This window comes from Sorangium aterium (assembly GCF_028368935.1).
GTDB classification, from domain to species: Bacteria; Myxococcota_A; Polyangia; order Polyangiales; family Polyangiaceae; genus Sorangium; species Sorangium atrum.
Genome location: NZ_JAQNDK010000001.1, coordinates 1,843,955 through 1,861,954 on the forward strand (window position 1 = coordinate 1,843,955; position 18,000 = coordinate 1,861,954).

At 71.1% G+C, this 18,000-nt stretch carries 14 protein-coding genes; 7 read left to right on the forward strand and 7 right to left on the reverse strand.

All coding sequences use genetic code 11. The features are described from left to right. Positions 1–24: 24 nt before the first annotated feature. Genes POL72_RS06675 through POL72_RS06685 form a run of 3 tightly spaced genes read right to left on the reverse strand, consistent with a single transcriptional unit; the run spans position 25 to position 5,689 of the window. Positions 25–1,047: a GNAT family N-acetyltransferase gene (locus POL72_RS06675; RefSeq protein WP_272094181.1), complete on the reverse strand. Its 1,023-nt coding sequence runs from the start codon at positions 1,045–1,047 to the stop codon at positions 25–27. Continuing rightward, the gene (locus POL72_RS06680) at positions 1,044–4,778 is read right to left on the reverse strand and encodes an ATP-binding cassette domain-containing protein (RefSeq protein ID WP_272094182.1); all 3,735 of its coding nucleotides are present in this window, start codon (positions 4,776–4,778) and stop codon (positions 1,044–1,046) included. Before POL72_RS06680 ends, POL72_RS06675 begins: the two co-directional genes overlap by 4 nt. Continuing rightward, entirely contained in the window at positions 4,775–5,689 is a 915-nt protein-coding gene (locus tag POL72_RS06685; RefSeq protein WP_272094183.1) for a phytanoyl-CoA dioxygenase family protein, read from the reverse strand. The genes POL72_RS06680 and POL72_RS06685 overlap by 4 nt, the downstream gene beginning before the upstream one ends. Positions 5,690–5,816: 127 nt before the next feature. On the opposite strand from POL72_RS06685, the gene POL72_RS06690 reads away from it, so the two are divergent. The 4 genes from POL72_RS06690 to POL72_RS06705 all read left to right on the forward strand — a co-directional run bounded on the left by POL72_RS06690 (position 5,817) and on the right by POL72_RS06705 (position 10,843). Continuing rightward, positions 5,817–6,827 carry a methyltransferase gene (locus POL72_RS06690; RefSeq protein WP_272094184.1) on the forward strand — a complete coding sequence of 337 codons (1,011 nt, stop codon included), beginning with the start codon at positions 5,817–5,819 and terminating at the stop codon, positions 6,825–6,827. A gap of 172 nt (positions 6,828–6,999) precedes the next feature. After that, complete coding sequence (locus tag POL72_RS06695; protein WP_272094185.1) at positions 7,000–8,064, forward strand: cupin domain-containing protein; 1,065 nt, start codon at positions 7,000–7,002, stop codon at positions 8,062–8,064. 260 nt (positions 8,065–8,324) lie between these two features. Then, positions 8,325–9,182 (forward strand): aminotransferase class I/II-fold pyridoxal phosphate-dependent enzyme, encoded by an 858-nt coding sequence (locus POL72_RS06700; RefSeq protein ID WP_272094186.1) that lies wholly within the window; start codon positions 8,325–8,327, stop codon positions 9,180–9,182. 512 nt (positions 9,183–9,694) lie between these two features. Further along, positions 9,695–10,843, forward strand: coding sequence for a hypothetical protein (locus tag POL72_RS06705; RefSeq protein ID WP_272094187.1), 1,149 nt, complete (start codon positions 9,695–9,697; stop codon positions 10,841–10,843). A 38-nt stretch (positions 10,844–10,881) separates the two neighbouring features. Here the strand turns inward: POL72_RS06705 and POL72_RS06710 are convergent, their stop codons facing one another. Beyond that, positions 10,882–11,571 carry a class I SAM-dependent methyltransferase gene (locus POL72_RS06710; RefSeq protein WP_272094188.1) on the reverse strand — a complete coding sequence of 230 codons (690 nt, stop codon included), beginning with the start codon at positions 11,569–11,571 and terminating at the stop codon, positions 10,882–10,884. Between the two features lie 120 nt (positions 11,572–11,691). Further along, positions 11,692–12,303, reverse strand: coding sequence for a hypothetical protein (locus POL72_RS06715; RefSeq protein ID WP_272094189.1), 612 nt, complete (start codon positions 12,301–12,303; stop codon positions 11,692–11,694). A gap of 316 nt (positions 12,304–12,619) precedes the next feature. Between POL72_RS06715 and POL72_RS06720 the strand changes: the two genes are divergently transcribed. Continuing rightward, positions 12,620–13,894: a hypothetical protein gene (locus POL72_RS06720; RefSeq protein ID WP_272094190.1), complete on the forward strand. Its 1,275-nt coding sequence runs from the start codon at positions 12,620–12,622 to the stop codon at positions 13,892–13,894. Between the two features lie 522 nt (positions 13,895–14,416). Next, complete coding sequence (locus POL72_RS06725; RefSeq protein WP_272094191.1) at positions 14,417–15,403, forward strand: serine/threonine-protein kinase; 987 nt, start codon at positions 14,417–14,419, stop codon at positions 15,401–15,403. A gap of 86 nt (positions 15,404–15,489) precedes the next feature. On the opposite strand, the gene POL72_RS06730 is transcribed toward POL72_RS06725, so the two are convergent. Continuing rightward, a complete protein-coding gene (locus tag POL72_RS06730; protein WP_272094192.1) occupies positions 15,490–16,038 on the reverse strand; it encodes an ester cyclase in 549 nt (182 codons plus the stop codon). Positions 16,039–16,241: 203 nt separating this feature from the next. On the opposite strand from POL72_RS06730, the gene POL72_RS06735 reads away from it, so the two are divergent. Next, the gene (locus POL72_RS06735; RefSeq protein WP_272095919.1) at positions 16,242–17,261 is read left to right on the forward strand and encodes a LysR family transcriptional regulator; all 1,020 of its coding nucleotides are present in this window, start codon (positions 16,242–16,244) and stop codon (positions 17,259–17,261) included. 54 nt (positions 17,262–17,315) lie between these two features. On the opposite strand, the gene POL72_RS06740 is transcribed toward POL72_RS06735, so the two are convergent. After that, a complete protein-coding gene (locus POL72_RS06740; RefSeq protein ID WP_272094193.1) occupies positions 17,316–17,885 on the reverse strand; it encodes a hypothetical protein in 570 nt (189 codons plus the stop codon). Between the last annotated feature and the right edge of the window lie 115 nt (positions 17,886–18,000).

Genomic DNA, 18,000 nt, shown 5'->3' on the forward strand with positions numbered 1-18,000 from the left:
CTTCTCCCCGCGGCGCGGGGCTCTTCACTCGAGCGTGAAATCGCCGGCCGCGCGCGCCTCGTCGTCGTCCAGGCCGAGCGCCTGGACGGCCGCCGCGCGCAGGGTCGTGAGCTCCGCGCGCGCGGCGGCGGGCGCGTATACCCAGTTCTCCAGGAGGCGGAAACGGTTCGCGCCGAGCTTGCGCTTGGCCGGGTGGCCACCTCGCCCGAGGTGGACCTCCCGCAGGCCCGCCCGCTCCGCCAGCCGGTACATCTGGAGCGTCTCGGCGATGTAGAGGTTCTGGCCGCCCGGCACCCTCGCGCGATCGATCCCCTGCACCATCTGGAAGAGCTGGCCCCTCGTCCTGTCGATGAAGTTCACGGACGCCTGCACCGCCTCGCCGGTCGCGCGCTCGCGACGCAGGCAGAGCAGCAGGTGCGGGCCGAGCGCGGACGCCGCGATCGCCGCGAGCGTACCTTCGTCGTAGAAGTTCCGCGCGTGCCCGTACTTCTCGATGTTCATGCCGTGCAGCCGCGCCACCTCGCGCATGGCTGCCGGGTCGCGCAGCGCCTCCTCGCCCTCCAGAAACACGAGATCATAGGTCTCCTCGGCGCGCCGCACGAGGCGCGCGAGCTCCTTGCGCTGGTGCAAGGAGAGGCGCTCGGCGAGCGCGGCGTCCACCCCATCGCGCAGATCGACGATCGCCTCGATGAACCACGGGAGCGCGAGGAACCCGGCGTCGCGGAGCGCCGCCCTGTCCGAGGTGCGGCGCACGGTGGGCACGAGCAGCTGCGCGGCCCCCAGCGCGCGCGCCCGCGCGCGCGCCTCGGCGATGGCGTCCGCCGACGGCGCCACGCTCGAGAAGTTGTAGAAATAACCGCCGAAGACCAGCGTCCGCTCGTGGTCCACGGCAGGGCAATCGACCTGGAACCGACGGACCCAGTGCATGATCTGCTGGAGCGGCAGCGCCGGCCCGGAGAGCTCGTAGAGGCGCACGAACAGCGCCTCGAAGACCCCGAGCGCTAGCTCGGACTCCAGCAGCGTCGCCGCTCCGGGCTGGCCGGTCACGCGTCACCTTCGACGAAGGGCGCGAGCGCCGGCAGCACGGCTTGCGCCGCGCCCGCGGCGTTGACGACCTTCACGACCTCGCCGCGATCCATGATGAGGACCCGGTCGACGCCGCGGAGCGCCTCGAGGCGATGCGCGATGATGATCACGGTGGTGTCGGACAGCGCGGTATCGAGCGCGTCGAGGAGGCGCCCCTCGCTCTCGACGTCGACGCTGGCGGTCGCCTCGTCGAGCACCACGACGCGCGAGCCGCGGAGGAGCGCCCGCGCCAGGCACACGAGCTGGCGATGGCCGGCGCCGAGCCGGGCCGCATGCCCGCCCATGTCGCTGTCGAGCCCGATCCCCTGCGCCGAGAGCGCGTCCCGCACGCCGGCGCTGGAGAGGGCGCGCCAGAGGGCCTCGTCATCGTGCTGGCCCCGCGGATCGAGGTTCGTACGCAAGGTCCCGCCGAACAGAACCGGGTCCTGCGGCACGACGGTGAGACGCGAGCGCAACGCGCCGACCGGCACGCTCATGATATCGACTCCTTCCACCAGGATCCGGCCGGCCTGGATGGGCGCGGTCCGCAGCAGCGCCGCCACGAGGCTGCTCTTCCCCGAGCCCGACCGCCCCACGACGCCGATCTTCTCCCCGGGACGCGCGGTGAACGAGACGCCGCGCAGCGCGGGGACGAGGCCATCTCGATAGGCGAGCTCGACACGATCGAACTCGACGCTCCCCTCCATCGGCCAGGTCGTCTCCGCGGCGGATGCCCCGCGAGCCTCGGGGGCGAGCCGCGAGAACTCCCGCACGCGCTCGAGCGCCGTCATGCTGATCTCCAGCTCCGCGCTGGCATGCACCGCGCGCTGGAGGCTGCTCGTGATGGTGAGCACGTACGTCACGGCCAGGCTCCCCAGCGCCAGCGACCCCCACCCACGCAGGGCGATGGTGAGCAGCGCCGTGGTCCCCAGGAGCACGGCCCCGAGGGCGTCCAGGTTGAAGGAGAGCCAGCGCTCCAGCCCGAGCTGCGCGTACGCGGTGCGCTGGGCCATTTCGACGCGCGCGAAGAAGCGCGCGTCGAAATGGCCCTCGCGACGGAGGGTCCGGACGCACGGGAGGCCCACCCACACCTGCTCGATGCTCGACAGGAGGGGCGCCTGAGCCACCGCGTCGAGGCGCGCGACCTCGCGCGACGCCAGGCGGAAGCGCCGCTGCACGCGCAGGTACACGGCGAGGAGCGGCGCGAGCACGAGCAGCGCATAAGGCGAGCTCACGACCACGACGGCCAGCGCGGAGGCGAGCGCGAAGAGGACGTTGAGCGTGTCGAGGGCGGCAGGGACCACGGCCGTGTCCACGGCGCGCTGATCGCGGGTGAAGCGGTTCAACACCCGGCCGATGGGCGTCGCGTCGAAGAACGCGAAGGGCGCGTGCGCGACGCCGCTCAGCAGCCTGTCGTGCCATCTCCTGGCCGCCTCGACGCCTCCGCGCGCGACGATCAGCGAGCGCGCGAACGTGGCGATCGCCGCCAGCGCCCCGAACAGGGCATATCCCTCGACGACGGCGCGCGCGGGCGTGCCGGGGGCGCCGGAGCGGAGCGCCAGCCAGGCGTCGCCGCCGACGGCGAGCAGCTCGCGCAGGATAAAGAGCACGGCCACCGCGGCCGCGAAGCCCAGGGGTCCCATGGAGCGCAGGTAGTCGCGGTAGACGTCGAACGGCACGGCGCCCGCCGCCCGCTCCTCGTCGCCCGCGGCCTCCTCGTCCTCACCCGACGGCGGCGGCGCGGCGCGCCCGTCGTCCCCGCTGGCCGGCGGCGCGCCGTCCTGGGACACGACGCCGCCCCTCGCGGCGCGGACCTCCTCCGCGGGCCCGGCGGACGCGGTGGCCCGCGCGATCTCATCGAGGCGGGCGAACGCTCCCCCGGCGCGCAGGAGATCGTCCGGGCGGCCTTGCTCCACGATCGCCCCCCCGTCGAGCACCACCACGCGGTCCGCGCGCCGGGCGTAGTGCAGGCGGGTCGTCGCGAGGACGCGCGTCCGGCCTGCCATCTCGCCCAGCACAGCGCGCTCGAAGACCTGATCGGCGAGCCGCTCGTCGAGCGCGCTCAGCGGGTCGTCGAGGAGGACGACCTCCGCGTCCGCGTACGCCGCGCGGGCGAAGCTGACGCGCTGGCGCTGCCCGCCCGACAGGCTCGCTCCGGCGTCCGCCACGGCCGTGGTGTCGCCCCCGGGGCGATCTCGTACGTCGACGTCGAGCCCAGCGGCGGCGAGGACGCGCCTGTACCGCCCGTCGTCCAGGGGCGCTCCGCAGAGGACGTTGTCGCGGATGGACTCGCCGAGCACCCACGGCTCCTGCGGCGCGAAGGCGATGCGCCCCGAGACCTCCCGCTGGCCGGCGAGCAAGGTGGCCTCGCCCGCGATGGCCGTGAGCAGCGTCGTCTTGCCGCTGCCGGCCGCCCCGACGACGGCGACGAGCTCTCCCGGCGCGAGGCGGAGGTCGATCTGCCGCAGGACCGGCGCGCCTGCCCACGACACGTCCGCGCGCTCGAGCCGCACGGTCCCCGGGGGGGCCACCGCGGGCGCCGCGGGCGCGAGCTCCTCGATGGCGAAGAACGCCTCGATCCGCTGGAGCGCGACGCGGCCTTCGATGACCGACATGAGGAGACGCGGCAGGAAGAGGAGCGGCGGCCGGAGGACGCCGAGGACGGCGATCGTCGACATCACGATCGGCACGTCCAGGGCGCCGCCGAGCGCGGCGTGGACGGCGAACGTGACGAGGGCGACCAGGATCGGCCCGGTCTGGAAGACGACGTTGAGCGCCGCGAGGCCGAACGCCTTGCGATCGAGGAGCCGGAGCTCCCCGCGCCGCGCCTCCTCCACGCGGGCGAGCAGCACGTCCTCCCAGCCGTTCAGCTTCAGCGCGCGGATCCCGCGGAGCGCGTCCGAGAGGAGCCCCAGCCGATGATCCGTCTTCTGCGCGAGCTCGCTCGACACGCGCTCGAGGGCGCGCGCGAGGCGGTTCGTGATGGGCGTCATCGCCGCGAGGGCGAGGATGCCCGCCACGCTCGCGGCGCCGACGAGCGAGTAGAGCAGGAGCGCCGCGAGCACGATGATGCTCAGCGAGATGACGATGAGGGCGGCGTCCTCGATCGCCGTGCTGGCCCGGATGACGTCGTTCGATACCAGGTTGACGACCGTGCCCAGAGAGCCGCCGTGACGGGCGCGCGGGGCCGCCCGGAGGAGCTTGCGGAACGTGATGCCCGTGAGCGCCGCGCGCACGCGGAACGTCATCTTGCCGAGGACGAAGAAGCAGTGGTGGAGCAGCCCCCAGGCGCAGACGCTCCCGAGGAACAGGGCGGCGGTCAGCAGAAGGCCCTCGCGGACCGGCGCGTCGGGCGTCTCCAGCCACTGGAGGAAGCGCTCGAGCACGCCCGGGAGCGACACGCTCGACGCCGCGTGGGCGAGCCCGAGGCCGAGCGCCAGCGCGATGGTCGGCCCCGCCGTCGAGAGGAGCGCTCGCCCGAGGCGCCCGCCGTGCCGGCGGAGCGCCTCCTCGAGGGCGGCCGTCGACCGGCGCGGCGCCTCCTTCTCGTGAAGATCGAAGAGATCTTCAGCGGCGAGCGTCCTCGACGCCGCGCGGTCGAGGAGCGGCCCGACCCACGCGAACACGAGGCGAGACGCGATCGGGGAGCGCGCGTCGGGGGGCAGGCGCGAGGGCGCCGGGGAGCGCCGGGCGTCTTCCGCGGCAGCGGTCATAGCTGGAAGGCGGAGCGCTCGTCGTAGAAGCCCCCTCGCACCGCGACGTGCCCTTCGATCGTGTGCTTTCCCGCGTCCTCGGCGACGAGGCGCTCGTACGCGTCCAGGGGGACCACGCGAAAGTCGATGCTCACGCGGGTCGTGCCCTCGCGGTTCTCCGCCGTCCCGTGCACCACGCGGGGATCGAACATCAGCAGATCGCCCCACCGCACGGGCACCGGAAGGCACGCAGCGGAGAGCTTGCCGCGGAGCGCGTCGTCCGAGACGAGCAGCTCATAGAACGCGGTGCGCCCCGTGCGGAAGCGCCCGAAATCGTAACCGACGCTCGCCGCGAAGGCGCGCAGCACCTCGATGCTGGTCTCGAACGGCGTCGCCAGGAGGGAGGCCGAGCCCGCGGCGTCCGTCAACGGGAGCCACATGTTGATTTGCTCGAAGTAGTCCCCCAGCAGGATGTCCGAGTGGTGGGTGAGCAGGCTGCCGTCCGGCGCGCGGAAGCGCTGGGGAGCCGGCACGGGGAAGTGAAAGCGGAGCGGCGGATCGCGCTCGAAGACGACGTCGAAGCCGAGCACCTCCCGCGCGACGAGCCGCACGAGATCGTGGTATGCGGCGAGCAGGCCGGGCGAGGCGCTGGCGAGCTCGCAGGAAGCGCGACTCAGCCTCTCCGTCGTCCAGGCCTGGTCCTCCGCCGAGACGTGGTGGTGCAGTTCCTCCAGGGGAAGGGGTCGGCTCGTGAATCCCCGCTCCACGAGGTATTTCGCGGCCTCGTCGCGAAGCGGCGCGACCGCCTGCTGGAGGGGAACACGCCGGGGCCCACCGTCAAACAGCGCTGGCTGCGCGAGCGCCCGCTGGATCTTGCCGCTCGTATCGCGCGAGTCCGCCGTGGTGTCGGTCGTCGCCGGTCGTGAGTTCATCGGTCACTTGATCCCTTCCTAGCGCTCTTCTGCCGCGATAACATAAGCGGGGAAGCGGACGCGCGGCAAGGGTTGCGAGCCAACGCGCACCCAGAACGCAGCGGCGCCCTGAAGAAAGCCAAAGCCCATGCTCCCCAAGCTACCCGACAGAGACGCGCTCCGTCTCGCTGCCCATGGCTATTATTTCTCGTGTGCGCTCTATGCTGCCGTCAACCTGGGCATCGCGGACGCGCTGGCCGGAGACCCGCGGACGGCGGCGGAGCTCGCCCAGCAGCTCGGCACCGACGCCGACGCGACCGAGCGCCTCCTTCGGCTGCTCGTGTCCGTCGATCTCTTCGCGCGCGACGCGGAAGGCCGAGTCTCCCTGACGCCCGTCGGAGCCTACCTGCGCTCCGATCACGAGCAGTCCATGGCGAAGGAGATTCGGATGTTCTCCGGCGGCGAGGTCTACCAGACGTGGGGGGACCTCCTCGAGTCCGTCCGGACCGGGCGCTGCGCCTTCGATCGGCGACGCGGCAAGCCGCTCTTCGAGTGGCTTCCGGAGCAGCCCGTCACGGCAGAGCTCTTCCACCAAGGCTGGCATGAGATCACGACCCGCGCAGCGCGTGAGACGGCGGAGGCGTACGATTTCACCGGCGTCTCGACGATCACGGACGTGGGCGGCGGGTATGGCATCTTCCTCGCGACCATCCTTGCCAAGCTCCCCGGGCTGCGCGGCGTCCTCTTCGACCTGCCCATCTCGGTCCGCGGCGCGCCGGACAACTTCCGGAGCCTGGGCGTGGCGGACCGGGTGAGCATCGTTCATGGCAACGCGGAGGAGTCCGTTCCCGCCATGGAGCTGTGCACGATGAAGAGCGTGCTCCACATGTGCACCGACGAGCAGTGCGTCCGGATCCTCTCGCGGTGCGCCGCGGCGCTGCCTCGAGGCGGCAAGCTCCTCGTCCTCGAGCGCGTCATCCCGGATCATGACGGGTACCACTGGAGCAAGCTCGTCGACGTGAACATGCTCGTGATGACGGGGGGACGCGAGCGCACGCGGGCCGAATACGCTCGCCTCTACGAGGCCTCCGGCCTCGAGCTGACCCGCTGCGTGGCGCTCGCGTCCGGCTTCGACATCATCGAGGGTCTGCGCGCTTGAGCCGCGGTCAACGCGTCGCCCCGCGCGGCGCTGGCCTCGCGAAGGTAGCGGGGCATCGGGGGGAGGTCGAGCACGTTTTCAATCAGCAGGACATCCGCGACCGCCTGTGCACGCCCGCGATCGAGGAGCCATCAGGGCAGCTTGTCGAGGGCGTCGCGAGAGAGAAGAACACATGAGCAAGAGAACGTTGAACAAGGTCACCGTGATCCGGCGCGAGGCCATCCCGACGCTCCGCTCTGTCATCGTCGATGGAAAGGAGCACGGGCTCGGCCTCCACAAGGACTTCCGCCGGGATCCGGTCCTCTCCCAGTTCATCCCTGACAGCACACGCCTCTCGATGGCGTGGGTCCACCTCGAGCCCGGCGAGACGCTCGACGCCCATGAGCACCCCATCGAGACGATGATCGTCATGTGTGCCGGTCAGGGTCGCATGTTCGGGGACGTCACGACCGAGCTCCTCGAGGGCGATGTCGTCGCCATCCCGCGGGGCTGCGCTCACGGCTTCGTGGGTGCGGGCACGCACGGCTACTGGGCGCTGTCCATCCAGTTCGAGGCGCGCGGGCTCTACGAGCGCCCCGACGACGCGCTCGTCTCGTTCAAGGACGAGAGCGCATCTCAGTACGAGGAGCTCTTGCGCCGCAACGACCAGTACATGGAAGAGCACAAGTCCAACGCGATCTTCCGCTTCGTCGAGAGCGAGCGCGTCAACGACGCCGCGCAACGCGGGCGGCTGATCGACACCATCCAGGTGTGGTCCGGCTACTTCCAGAAGGTCATCATGAGCCGCATGGTGTTCGGCCGCGACGAGCGTTATCTGGCCCTGGCGCGCCAGCATTTCGCGGGCGAGTACGGCCACGACGAGAACCTCGCCGCGAGCCGGCATGGCAAGGGGACGCCGGTGTGGGATCCGCTGCTCGAGGCTTGCTCGGCGTGGTTCGCCTCCAAGATGTTGTCGATCGACGACGCGGAGAAGACCGTGCTCGTGCACCTCGTCCTCGAGGGCGCCGCGACGGTCTTTCACCGGGTTGCCCACCCCATCATGGCGAAGTTCAACGAGACAGACCACTTCGCCGTACATGACCTCGCGGACGACGGCCACCTCGAGATGGGGCTGGAGGTGTTGAAAGGGCTCTCGCCGGCTGCCTACGCGCGGTGCCTGCGCATCCAGAAGGAAGGGTGGGACATGCTGAACGCGCTCACCGCGCGGATGGCCGAGCTCGCCGAGGCGGCCGGTTGAGCCAGCGCGGCTCACCGCTCGCGCGGAGGACGCTCGCGGACGCCGGCCTGGCGCCCATCATTACAGGCTACCGGCCTGGCATCACGGAGCGGCTCTTCACCAACCCACATGGAGGGCAATGGGCACCCTATCCGTGCCCGGTCCCGGTCGAGCTCGCGCGGAGGTACGCCGTGGTCGTCGACCTTCTGGAGGAGGCTCGCCCCTCCATGGAGGCTCGCCCCTCCATGGAGGCTGGCCCCTCCATGGAGGCTGGCCCCTCCATGGTGGAGGGCCGAGCCTCCATCGACCCGGAGGGGGTCTTGTTCACGGCGGGCTCCATCGCCGGGATCGACCTGCTCGTCCGCTGCTTCTGCGAGCCCGGCGAGGACCGCGTGTGCATCTCGACGCCGACGTTCCCCGCGTTCGCCCAGTACGCCAGGTTCCACGGCGTCGAGGTCGTGGATGTCCCGCTCGAGGGGCGCGATTTCAACGTGCTCAGGACAGAGGCGATGTCGGCGCTCGGCGCGAAGCTCACGTTCGTGTGCACGCCCAACAACCCCGTCGGGACGACGGTCGCGGCCGAGCAGGTGCTCGAGCTCGTCCAGCGCTCGCGCGGGCTCGTCGTGGTCGATGAAGCGTACGTGGAGCTCGCGGATGTCGGCTCGTTCGCGCGGCTCGTCTCCCGGTACCCGAACCTCGTCGTGCTGAGGACGTTCTCGAAGGCGTGGGGGCTCGCGGGCCTGCGGGCGGGCGTGGTGATCGCCGCCCCAGACGTGGTCCACACGCTGCGCATCGTCCAGGACCCGTTCGCCTGCACGGCCCCCGTCCAGGCCGCGCTGGCCCGGGAGCTCCATCGCGTCGGCGAGCTCCGCGCCGTGCTGGCCCGGCTACGGGCCGAGCGAGCCGCTCTCGTGGCCGCACTCACGCGCTCGCCGGCTGTCGAGTATGTGTATCCCACATCCACCAACTTCGTCCTCGTCCGGCTCCGCCGCCCTGATGCGGTGTACGCCGCGCTGGAGCGGGAGCCGGACGTCTTCGCTGCGAATGCGCACGCGCATGTCCCGGGAACCCTGAAGATTTCCATGGGTCGGCCGGACAACGACGCGCGCCTCCTCTCGTTTCTCCAGGCCCACGGCTGACCGCGGCACGCGCCGGCACGAACGGCGGCGTCGGCTGATTCCTGCGGAATCGAGGCCGAGGATGTGACGCCAACGCCCTGCGTCGTGCCAGCTGCGCCGGCACACAGGACGACCGGCCACTGGCCGGCCAGTCGGTGTCGCATGCGGCGGCCAGCGCGCGTTTCACGCGGACTCCAGCGCGCCGGAGCGCACGTCACCTGGGTTCCTCCGTGGACCTCGACCGCCGCGGCGGGCGTACCCGCCGGCGCTCTCCTGGCATGGGGCGTGCACAACAATCATGCACGCGCCAGCGGCCACCCATCAACTTGCTTCAGCGAGTCCCCAGCTGCGCGACCGAGTCGATCTAGCGGGCGCCTCACGGGCGCGTCTCTGCTGGTGAGATCGACGCGGTCGTGTGTCTGCGCGGGGTGCCCCACTGGACCGAAAGAGAGCATAGGTCGATGACAACGAAATCACGGATCGGCACGCACACCACCGCTCATGTAACCCAGAGTGAGGCTCGCTGTCTCGCTGTGAGGTCGGCATCCGTCAACCATTCTATCGGCCTGACCCGGACCGGCACGACCGAACGTCGACTCACCGCTCGTACGCACGGCTCCTGCGGCGAGCTCGCCCGACGCATCGTCGGGTCGGCCGCGCTGTCGCGGTACGACGCGGGGGCGAGCCGCGCCGCCTCTTCGCTGGCGAGCGACGCGCCCCTCCAGGGGGGCGAGCGCCTCCGGCGGTCGGCGGGGGCGCCCGCTTGGCTCGCCACGCGCCGCGTACCAGCGAGCGCGCGCGACTTCGTGATGCCGCAGCGGCACGAACAATATACCGAGACAGAGCACCTCGTCTGGCGCACGCTCGTGCGCAGGAACCTGCAGGCCGTGGAGCAGTACGCAGAGCGGCTCTACCAGCCGTACATCGCGGGTCTCAAGGACCTCGGGCTCGACCAGGAGCGGATCCCCACGCTCGAGGCCATCAATGCGAAGCTCGCGCCGACAGGATGGATGGCCGTGTGCGTCGAGGGCTACATCCCCGCCCCCGTCTACGCGGAGCTCATCGCGAACCGGATATTCCCCATGTCGCGCAACGTTCGGCACATGGCGCACATCGATTTCTCTCCTACGCCGGATCTCGTGCATGACATCTTTGGTCACCTCCCGCTGCTCTTTCATGCCCCCTACCAGCGGTACCTCCAGCGCCTGGCCGCCATGACGGCTCGCGCCGAGGCGTCCCCCTGGGACCACGCGCTCTACCTGGCGAACCGCCGGATGGGCGCGCTGAAGAGCGACCCCGATGCCCCGCGCGACCTCGTCGCCGCCGCCGAGGCGGAGGTCGACCGCGTGCAGCGCCACCTGCTCGCGAACCCCTCGGAGCTCACGCAGCTCGCGCGCGTCTTCCTGTGGAGCATCGAGTTCGGGCTCATCGGGACGCGCGATTCGTACCGGGTCCTCGGAGCGGGGCTGCTCTCCTCCCTCTCGGAGTGCGCCGCCCTGTACGAGCCAGGGGCCGACATCCGCCCGTTCTCGATAGCGGTCATCGAGAAGGACATCCACTTCTCGGATCATCAGGCGCAGTACTATCTCTTCGAGTCGTACGAGCAGCTCGATTTCGTGCTCGACGAGTACCAGGCGAAGATGCGCCTGCGGGCCGGGTCAGCTGTCGCTGGGGTGATGTGACGTCGTGACAGCGTGACGGCCGCCGCGCCGCGGTCGGCTCAGCGGACCCGCCCGACCAGGGTCCAATGACGATCGCTCGTCATGCGGAGATCCACCGACGAGAACGGCAGCTCGCGAATCAGCTCGTTCACCTCTTCGACCGTGAGCGCGGCGCGGAGCGAGGCTTCGAAGAGGGCGCGCTGGCGGAGATACACGTTACGCTCCGGGGCAGGAACGCCATCCGGGACCTCGGCGTGCATCTCGACCAGGCGGAGCACGTCCGCATCCGACGGTGGGCGCGCCAGATCGCGCACGAACACGACACCCCCGCTCTCGACGACGCGGACCATCTCGCGCAGCGTCTCGAGGGGCTCCGGGATGTGGTGGACGATGCTGTTGGACAGCGCGAGATCAAACCCGCGCGGGTAGCCGGTGTCCTTGGCGTCGCGCCGGGCGAGCTCGATGCGGGATGCCAGCCCCGCCCGCTCGACGTTGCGTCGCGCCAGGGCGAGCATCGAATCCGCCATGTCGATGGCCACGACGTGCACGCCCGCCGCGCGACGGCAGAGCGCGATCGGGATGAGCGCGGTGCCCGTCCCCACGTCGAGGGCTCTCCGCGGAGCAGGGGCGACCGCGAGCACATCAGCGCAGAACTGCTCGTTCACCTCGCGGTTGTCGATAGCGTCGTAGTCGCCCGCTTCTTGTTCCGAATCCATCACCTCGGGCTCGAGGACGCGCTGTAATCTCATGGCCACGTACGATACACAGTTCGCAGCGCCGGCTCCAGAATCAATTCTTCCACGCAGCTCTGACCGTCGAGCAGCGCGCGGCGATCGCGGGCGCGCGCCGGCGCTGTGCGGGGGCAGCGCTCAGCGGGCGGGAGCGCCCGCGCAGATCCAGTCGTTGATCGTCTTGATATCGGCCGCGGGCAAGGGTGCGGTCGGCGGCATCCTGCTCTCGTCAGGGTCGCACAGGCCGACCTCCTTCAGCTTGTTCATGAGATAGCTGCTGCTCGGCTTGAATGGCACGACGAGCGCCTGCTCGCGGGAGCAAGACGCGCTGTCCTGATCGACGAGCTTGCCCACGGCCGCGCTCGCGCGGAGGTCGAGCCCGCCGGACGGTGCGCCGGCGTTGCCATGGCAGTACTGGTTCGCGCAGCTCCTCGCCAGGATCGGCGCCACGTCAGCGAACGCCGCCGTGTCGGCGCCGCAGGCGGGATCGCTCGGAGGCGCGCCGCCGCCCTCGCCCCCGGTGCCGGCCGCCGCGCCGCCGCCGCCCTCGCCCCCGGTGCCGGCCGCCGCGCCGCCGCCGCCCTCGCCCCCGGTGCCGGCCGCCGCGCCGCCGCCGCCCTCGCCAGCGCCGCCGCCGCCCTGGTTGGAGCCGCTGCCGCTGCTGGCCTGGCTCGAGCTGCTGCCGCTGTTGGTCGTGCTGGAGGCGGCACCGCCGCCGGTGCCCGTGGAATCGTCATCGGAGCAAGCCACCGCCGAGATCCCGAGAGCCAGGCAAACGACCAATCGAAGCGAATTGTTGTGATAATACAAGGTACCTCTTCATCATGGTGTTGGTCACGCGGCGTTCGCCGCGCGAGCGATTCACGAAGAGACTAGAAAGCATGCGGACGCACGCGACGCAATCGCGCGATGGTGGACGAGGGGGTCGCCAAATTCCAACCGTGGCAGCGGGGCCGGCGCGTTGACCTTCTTCCTGCCGACGGGAGTCGACGCGTGTCGATCAGGAAATGACATTGCGCGCGCGTCCGGCTTCTCCACCGCAAGCACGCGGCGGTAGAGTACCGAGATGCGACAAACCTATTGGACCGGCCTGGCGGCGTGCGCCGCCCTGAGCACGGCGCTTGGCTGCAACGCGATCTGGGGGATCCCCGACGGGGAAGCCAGCGGCGATCCCGCGGCCAGCAGCGCAGGGAGCTCAGGGGGCGCAGGGGCCACCGCGGGCGCCGGGGCCGGCGGGGGCGGCGCGGCCGGCGGGCCCCTTGCGGAGTGCCCGAGCGAGCCGTTCACAGGGCGCGCGCCGGGCGCGTGCCAGGCCGCCGACGGCGACCACGATTACCTCTCCGATCGGGAGAATTGCTGTGTTCCCGGCAGGAGCTGCCTCGGCGGCGCCTGCAAGCAGGGCAGGTGTCTGCCGGTCGTCCTCACCACGACCAACGACGAGGAGCACGAAACGATCGGCCTCGTGGTGGAAGGGGACGGGGACGATGGGCGCGTGCTCTGGGCGAGCGGCTATGGGAACACGATCTTCGCGACCGAGAAGGCGGCTTCCGGCTCGACCGAGCCGCTGGTGGTGCTCGACTCGCTCGCGACCCTGCTCGCGCGCACGGAGGGCTCGCTGCTCATCACCGACGAGACCGAGCCGGACGTGTACCGGATGCCGCTCACGGGGAACGTCACCGTCTCGACGGCCGCCAGCGCCCAGGGAGCGGCGGGCTACCGGCGGCCCGTGGCCGGCGGCGGCTGGGTCTACTGGATCACCGGAATGATCGAGGACCCCGAGCAGGATCCCGACGCGCGCGAGGTCCCGAAGCGGATCTGGGCGGCGCGGGCCGACGCGACCGCTCAGACAGGCCTCGCCGTCTTCGACCGGGACACGTACGTCGGAGGCCTCGCGCTGGACGCCACCCATCTCTACTGGACCGAGCTGGAGCCCGGCGGGACGCACAGCACCGTTCGGCGGATGGCGCTCGGGGAGCCCGGCCAGACCGAGATCGTCGCGTCGATCCCCATCCACGACGGCGATCTCCCCGGAGACATCGCGGTCGGCGACCGGATCTTCTGGATCAGCGGCTACGCCATCCACGCCGCGAACAAGGACGGCACCGACGCAGGGACGCTCGTGGCGACGGACTTCCCCACGCGCCTGCTGGCGGACTCCACCTTTGTCTACTGGTACAGCCGCGAGGGGCAGCTCCAGCGGGTGCGCACCTCGGGCGGCGCGCCAGAGCCGCTCGCCGACAGCGCGGACATCCGGGATCTCGCCCAGGACTGCGGCGCCCTCTACTGGACGACCTGGGCCACCGAGGAGCAGCCGGCGTCGGTGATCAAGCTGGCCAAGTGAGCTGCGCCCCGATCGCGCTCCCGGCGAATTTGCTACGATGGTTTTACCACGATGTGACGAAATACCCCGTAGCCGCGCCGCGCACCATCCTCTCGCCGACGCGCGCCACGCGAAGCTCCTCAACGGCCTAAGGATCCCACGTACGCAGAACCATGCCCTCGGCCGCCGCGCGCGTCGGGGCACACTCCTTGCTAAGTTCAATTACCAATAACGAATAACGACCGCGACCACCGATTCGGCTCGCTCCGAAGCGCTCGCGCCGGTCGACGCGACGGAATCACCAGCTCTCCATCCCCCGCCGATCACCCCCGGCCCAGCGCGCTCTCCACGGCAGAGGTGGCGATATCGCCCCTCGAACGGCGTGGAGCGCGCCGAGGCGCATCGAGTCATCACGATCGAGAACGGAACGCACACCCTTCGATGGGGCGGCCTTGCTTTCCTTGCGCCTGCCGCGCGCAGGCGCGCGTGGCGCTGGTTCACATGCATCTGGCTCGCGTCGTTCGCCAGAGCGAGAGAGGCACCATGACCCGTAACAGCGTGATTCCAGAGCTCGTCGCCGGCCGCTACAGGATGGAGCGACGGATCTCGGCAGGCGGCATGGGGACGATCTGGCATGCTCAGGATCTCGCCCTGGAGCGCCCGGTAGCCCTGAAGTTGATGCTGGACACCTATGCCTCGGACGCAGGCGCGCGCGAGCGCTTCGCGCGCGAGGCGAGGGCGGCGGCTCGGCTCGGCACGGAGACGGACTATGTCGTACGGATCCTGGATTTCGGCGTCGACGCCGCGACGCCGTACATCGTGATGGAGCTGCTGAACGGGGAAGATCTCGAAGCGCGGCTCGTGCGGCGCGGAACGCTGTCCGTTCAGGAGGTCGCCGCGTTCCTTCCTCAGATCGCCTGTGCGCTGCGGAAGGCGCACGCGATCAGGCTCGTGCACCGGGACATCAAGCCGGCGAACATCTTCATCTCCTCCCAGGATGAGGAGGAGAGGATCAAGCTCCTGGATCTCGGCATCGTGAAGGAGCTCGGGCCGGGGGCGATCTCCACGTCCGGCAAGATCCTCGGCACGCTCTGGTACATGAGCCCGGAGCAGCTCGACGGCAAGCCGCTGGATCACCGCACCGATCTCTGGTCGCTCGGCCTCGTGATCTACCGAGCGCTCACGGGGCGGCTCCCCTTCCAGGGGAAGACCGTGGGAGAGCACCTGATGGTGCTCTTCGAGGGCAAGGCGCCCCGCATCGCCGAGATCGCGCCGCACCTCCCCGCCGACCTGGATGGCTTCTTCGAGCGCGCGCTGAAGGTGGATCCCGCGCCGAGATTTCAGACGGCCGATGAGCTGGCCCGGGCGTTCGTGGCGATCGCCAAGGGTTCCTGGCGGCCGCCGCCTCCGCTGGCGGAGGCGCGCGGCGAGCCCGAGGGCGCTCCGCCCCACGCCGTGGCGCCCACCGTGCCGAACGAGGCGATGGGGTGGCGAGCCGCCGAGCAGCCACAGAGCAGCTCGGCCCGGTGACCCCCCGGACGGCGTACGCCGGGTGCTCGCTCGTCAGCGCGAGGAAGCCCCTCGATCGCCGAGACCCGCTCCGCCCCCCTCGGCGGTCACTGCGCCACGACGCCGAGCTGCTGGAACAGCGTCAGGTTGTCCTCGATGTGCCAGTTGTCGGTGATGCGACCGTCCTGCACGCGCAGGATGTCTGTGGCGATGAAGTCCACGGCCTGCCCGGCGCCCTTCCTGTCGCCGAAGGCGCCGGTGAAGCGGCCCCGGAAGCGCAGGTGCGCCACCACGCGATCGCCGGCGACGATCAGCTGCTCCACCTCGCAGCTCAGGTCCGGCACCGCGGCGCGGAAGCTCGTCGACGCGAACGCCGGGCCCTCGGGGCCCTGCGGGCGCCCCTTGGGCAAGGTGCGGTCGGTGAACGTCGGCGCGATCGCCGCGTCGAGGTAGCGCGGCTCGCCGGTGCTCCAGAACGCGTAAAAGCGGCGCGCCGCGAGGATCTCCGCGTCCGCCTGGGCCCTGGGCAGGCTCGCGTCGATGACCATCGACCGCGGCGCGGGCAGGTCCTCCGCGCCGGCGCCCTGCACGTAGCAGGCGCTCGCGGCGGCGAAGAGCGAGAGGGAGAGGGCGCTTATCGACAAGGGCTTTCTCATGACGTGTCTCCTTCGAACGGCGATCTCGGGCGGCCGGTCGGCGCGCACGAGCCGACCGGTGGCGCCGCCAGCACGGCGGGGCGCAGCGCCGAGCGCGGCGGGCCCCAGGCCCGCCCCGGCGCGGCGACAGGGACACCTTGATCCTTTCCCCTGCGAAGGAGAACGACCGCATCGACCGAACCAGCTTTTCGATAAAGTTGAAGATGCTCGCCGGCGCGCCTACCCTTCCGGGGTTCGCCGAGGTGCGCGCGATGGTCGAGCTCGAGGACATGCAGCTGTTCGTGTGCGCCGTCTCGAGCGGCAGCCTGTCGGCGGCGGGGCGCGAGCTCGGGTTCTCACCGGCGGTGGCGAGCAAGCGCATGACGCGGCTGGAGGCGGCGCTCGGCGTGCGCCTGTTACAGCGCAGCTCGCGGCGGCTCACGCTCACGGGCGAGGGCGCGACCTACCACGAGCGCTGCATGGCCATCCTCGCCGACGTGAGCGAGGCCGAGCTCGCGGTGACCGCCGGAAAGGCCGAGGCGCGCGGCCTCCTGCGCGTGGCGGCGCCGGTGGATCTCGGCCGCCAGTGGGTGGGGCCGGCCGCGGCCGACTTCGCGGCGGCGCACCCGCGGCTCAGCGTGCGCGTCAGCCTGTCGGACCGCGTGGTGGACCTGTTCGAGGCCGGCGTCGACGTGGCCGTGCGCATCGGCGCGCTGGCCGACTCCCGCCTCGTCTCGCGCCGGCTGGCCCGGAGCCGCCGCGTGGTCTGCGGCGCGCCGGCCTACCTCTCGCGGCGCGGGCGGCCGCGCACGATCGCAGATCTGGCCGAGCACGAGTGCATCGTGCTGCAGCGCCCGGGCATGCGCGCCCTCTCGTGGACCTTCCGCACCGAGCAGGGGCTCCACACCGTCCGGCCCTCGGGGCGGCTCGTGGCCGACAGCGGCGACCTGGTGCGCGACTGGGCCGTGGCCGGCCATGGCCTCGCCTTCAAGTCGATCTGGGACGTCGCCGCCGACATCGACGCCGGGCGCCTCGTCCCGCTGCTCACCGACCTGCCCGCGCCGGGCTCGGCCGTGAACGTCATCTACCCGAGCCGGCGCTTCCTGCCCGCGAGGGCTCGGCTGTTCGTCGACTTCCTCCAGCGGCGCTTCGCCGCGCACGAGGCCGCGGTGCTGGCCGCGTCGACGCCGCGCGCGGAGCCGTCTTCACCGCCGCAATCGCCTCGCGGCAAGCGGCGCGCCTGAGGAGCCGCCCCGCGGCGCGCGAGGCGGGGCCGCTGCCGGGACGAGCGGCGCGCCTCAGGCGTCGGCCTGAGGCCCCGCGTCGATCGCCGACAGGAACTGCTCTCTCTCCTCGTCCGTCGGGCGCCGGCCCGAGAGGTAGCGCCGCTGGTGCGCGCGGGCCGCCGCCAGCGACGCCTGATTCAGGACCGTTATCGGCACCTTGGGCGCATACAGGCTCGTCACCTCGATCAGCGTCGTGCCGTCCGAGCCCGGCGAGAAGCGGTAAGTCCCGAGCCCCCTCGTCCACAGCACGTTCTCCTCGAACGCATCGACGACGATGACGAAGACCTCGGGCGAGACGCGCTCTGCAGAGAAGCGCGACGTCTGCGTGAAGTGACCGACGCCCGGGAGAGGCACGCTCATCCGGACGACGAAGCGCGGCTCACGGTACGATCCCGACTGCACCTCGCACGCGGTCCCGGGGAAGAGCTCCCGCGCGCAGCCATGCTGATCCCACCACACGGCGGCGGCGTCGAGCGGGTCGATGTTCCCGATATCGATGACGAACCGGACCCCGCGCATGCCTCGCGCCTCGTCGTGGACGCTCTCGGCGTGCGCGATCTCCGTGTCTTCTTGCTGCCACATGGTCGTCTCCTCGCCCCGCCGAGCGAGCATAAGTGAAGCTCCGTTGCGCATCAAGGAAGCGGCCCTTCACGCTGAATCCGCGCCGCCGCCACATCACGACGAGGCCTCCGGCGCG